Source organism: Bradyrhizobium sp. NBAIM08 (assembly GCF_020193935.1).
Taxonomy (GTDB): domain Bacteria; phylum Pseudomonadota; class Alphaproteobacteria; order Rhizobiales; family Xanthobacteraceae; genus Bradyrhizobium; species Bradyrhizobium yuanmingense.
In genome coordinates, this window is record NZ_JADYVR010000613.1 from 1 (window position 1) to 427 (window position 427).

Annotated in this window: 1 protein-coding gene; it reads left to right on the plus strand. The window is 69.6% G+C overall.

What is annotated here, in order from left to right:
• Positions 1-427, plus strand: a 427-nt coding sequence (locus I6F37_RS41205) for a hypothetical protein (RefSeq protein WP_225154553.1), incomplete at both ends; no start/stop codon positions are given.

Sequence of the window (427 nt, forward strand, 5' to 3'; positions counted from 1 at the left end):
GCCCTGGCACTCACCGGGGTCGCCGCGTGCGGCTCCGAGTCCGACAGCGACCCCGACAGTGCGTCGTCGAGCGAGTCCGCTGACACGATCGACGGGCTCTCGGTGACGGGCGAGTTCGGCGAGGAGCCGAAGATCGAGATCGACGGGCTGGACGTCAGCGACGTCGAGTCGGCGATCGCCCTCGAGGGCGACGGGACCGAGATGGGCGAGGACAGCGCGGCGCTCTACCGCTTCGTGATCGCCAACGGCAAGACCGGCGAGACCGTGGCCAGCAACTACCAGGACAACGCGCCGCAGCAGCTCGTGATGTCACAGGAGGCCGAGGTCATCACCAGCTCGGTCGAGGGCGAGACCATCGGCAGCCGGATCCTGCTCGCGATGCCGGTCAAGGAGCTGCTCGGCGACCAGGGTGCTCCCCAGGTCGGGC